At 62.1% G+C, this 2,939-nt stretch carries 3 protein-coding genes; all 3 read left to right on the top strand.

The features are described 5' to 3' along the window. On the top strand, nt 1–1,193 hold a 1,193-nt coding region (locus EOA27_RS30015; RefSeq protein WP_145970619.1), incomplete at its 5' end, for a CaiB/BaiF CoA-transferase family protein. A gap of 234 nt (nt 1,194–1,427) precedes the next feature. Further along, nucleotides 1,428–2,735, top strand: a complete 1,308-nt coding sequence (locus EOA27_RS30020; protein ID WP_126062146.1) for an LLM class flavin-dependent oxidoreductase — start codon at nt 1,428–1,430, stop codon at nt 2,733–2,735. A 55-nt stretch (nt 2,736–2,790) separates the two neighbouring features. Beyond that, on the top strand, nt 2,791–2,928 hold the full coding sequence (locus EOA27_RS30025; protein ID WP_245491199.1) for a hypothetical protein: 138 nt from the start codon (nt 2,791–2,793) through the stop codon (nt 2,926–2,928). The last annotated feature ends 11 nt before the right edge of the window (nt 2,929–2,939 follow it).

The following is a 2,939-nucleotide window of genomic DNA, read 5'->3' on the forward strand; positions in this document are numbered from 1 at the left end:
TCAAGGTGCTGGACCTTTCCCGCGTCCTAGCCGGCCCCTGGGCGACTATGTCGCTCGCGGACCTTGGCGCCGAGGTCTGGAAGATCGAGAACGTCGACGGCGGCGACGATACGCGTGCCTGGTCGGTACCGAGCTACAATGGCGTCAGCACCTATTACCTCTGCGCCAATCGCGGCAAGTCTAGCATCGCGGTCGACATCAAGCATCCCAAGGGGCGTGAGATCATTTACCGTCTGGCCGCGAAGGCCGACGTGGTGATCGAGAATTTCCGCGCCGGCACGGTTCAGCGGTTGAAGATCGACTACGAGACGCTGAAGGCCTTCAACCCGGGCATTATCTATTGCTCGATCTCCGGCTATGGTCAGACCGGTCCCGAATGGGATCGGCCGGGCTACGATTTTGTCGTCCAGGCAGAGAGTGGCCTGATGTCGATCACCGGTCCCGTCGACGGCGAGCCCCAGCGCATCGGCGTTGCGATGACGGACATCATCGCCGGAATGGTTTCGGTGCAGTCGGTGCTGGCGGCGCTTTATCAGCGCCGCGAGACCGGACAGGGGCAGTACATCGACATATCGCTGCTGGAATGCGCGCTGAACACTCTGATCAATGTCGGCAGCGGCTACCTTAATGCCGGAGTCGTTCCACGCCGCTACGGCAACGCTCATCCGACCGTTGTTCCCTACCAGATCTGCGAATGCTCGGACGGCAGCTTCGCCCTTGCCGTGGGCAACGACAAGCAATTCACCGCGCTGTGCGAGAAGGTTGTCGGCATGCCCGATCTCGCCCAGGATCCGCTTTACAAGACCGCCGCGGCGAGGGCGCTGAACCGCGAAAGCCTGCTTCCCAAATTGGGCCAGTCGTTCCGCGCGAACACGCGCCACCATTGGATGGAGGCCTGCCTGCGGCACGGCGTTCCCGCGGGCGAGGTCAAGTCGGTGCCCGAGGCCTTCGAAAGCCGGACGGTTAAGGCCCGCAATGTCGTGCAGACCTTGCACAACCAGCATTTAGGGCCGGTCTCGCTTGTCAGGCCGGCCCAGGGTCTCGCTACGCAACGCGATGCCCACTACAAGGCGCCGCCCATGCTTGGCGAGGATACGACCACCGTTCTGTCCGCGTTCGGCTATGCTCCCGAGGAGGTCGAAGACCTCATCAGACAGGGCGTGGTGCGCCAGTATTCGCCTGCCGCCGCGTGACGGCGCAATGAGGGCGCCTGGCATAACGAAAGGTTATCAAGCCCAAACGTTTTTGCCAGTGTACGGCGTAGCCGCGGGGTGCAAGAAGCAGACGTAGATCGGCGGTCGTTTCGTGGCTAGACGAATCCAGCCGCAAGGCGACGACGGGCCCCGACGCGTAAGAGCTTCCTTCGCAGCGATGGCTCGCCGGACACTTCCTTCGAGCCCGAGGCGGGCGGATTTTGGGTGAGTTCAATGGTACGTCAGCTGCACTTCGTAGGCTATTGCACGATCGGACCCTCGTGGCACAACAACGGCAGCTGGCGTCACGATGAAAGTGACGGGACGGACTTCCTCAATCCTGTTCGCTACGAGAACATTGCACGGATCCTGGAGGATGGAAAATTTGACGGGCTCTTCTTCGTCGATGTCCAGACGCTCTACGACACCTATGGCGGCGTCATCGATCCCTGTGTCAAGTATGGCGGGCACATGTGCATGCTCGACCCGATGCAGATGCTGACGGCGATGGCGCGGGTGACCAACCACATCGGCCTGTCGGCGACGATGTCGACCTCGCTCTACCATCCGTTCCACATCGCGCGCGCCTTCGCCTCGCTCGACCACATCAGCGGCGGCAGGGCCGCCTGGAACATCGTGACCTCGGCGACCGATCGCGAAGCGCAGAACTACGGGATGGACCGGCTGCTGGACAAGGCGCAGCGCTACGATCATGCCGACGAGGTGGTCGAGGCCTGCACGACTCTGTGGAATAGCTGGGACCCCGACGCGCTGGTGCTTGACCGTCAGGCCGGCATTTTCGGCGATCCCTCGAAGGTCCACTACGCCAATTACGCCGGCCAATATGTGAAAACACGTGGCCCGTTGATGACGCCGCACTCGCCGCAGGGCAGCCCTGTGCTGATGCAAGCGGGGTCGTCTGCGCGGGGACGCCAGTTTGCCGCGCGCTGGGCCGAAATCGTCTTCACGCTGCAGAACAACAAGGCCGACATGCAGGCCTTCTACCGCGACATCAAGAATCGCGTAGCCAATGCCGGGCGCGACCCTTCGCACTGCGCCATCCTCCCGGCGACGGACATCGTCATAGGAGAGACGGAATCGATCGCGCGCGAGCGCGCCGACTATATCGACTCGCTCGCCAATGCCGAGCTTGGCCTTTCCGAAATGTCGAACCATATCGGCGTCGACCTTTCCGGCTTCCCGATGGATCAGCCGCTGAACGAGATGGAGATCACGCAGGGCGCTCGCGGTGTCTTCGATATCATCATGAGCGGCGGGAAGGGCAAGACATTGCGCGATGCCGGCCATCAATACGCGACCACGCAGATGTCGCCACAACTGGTCGGAACGCCGATGATGATCGCCGATCATATTCACGAGCTGTTCGAGGCCGAGGCCTGCGACGGCTTTGTCATCTGCCCGTCCATCACGCCGGGATCGTTCTACCAGTTTGTCAGGTCGGTAGTGCCCGAACTGCAGCGCCGGGGCATTTACCGCCGGGATTATTCCGGCCGGACGTTCCGGGAAAATCTGCGTTCCTGACGCAGTCGCGGCTGAGGAGCGCGCCAGTAACCATGAACTTTGATCGAGGGATGAAATGAGCGGTTCTTTAGACACGGCGCGCGGCAACAGCTTCGAGCCCACGGCGGAGGTGGAGGCGATGCTGAAGGATCGCGCGCGCTTCGTGCGGCTTGAGACGATCCGGCTGATCGAGATCGCCAGGACCGGCCACTAAACGTCGGTGTT

It is taken from the genome of Mesorhizobium sp. M2A.F.Ca.ET.037.01.1.1 (assembly GCF_003998075.1).
Lineage (GTDB): Bacteria > Pseudomonadota > Alphaproteobacteria > Rhizobiales > Rhizobiaceae > Mesorhizobium.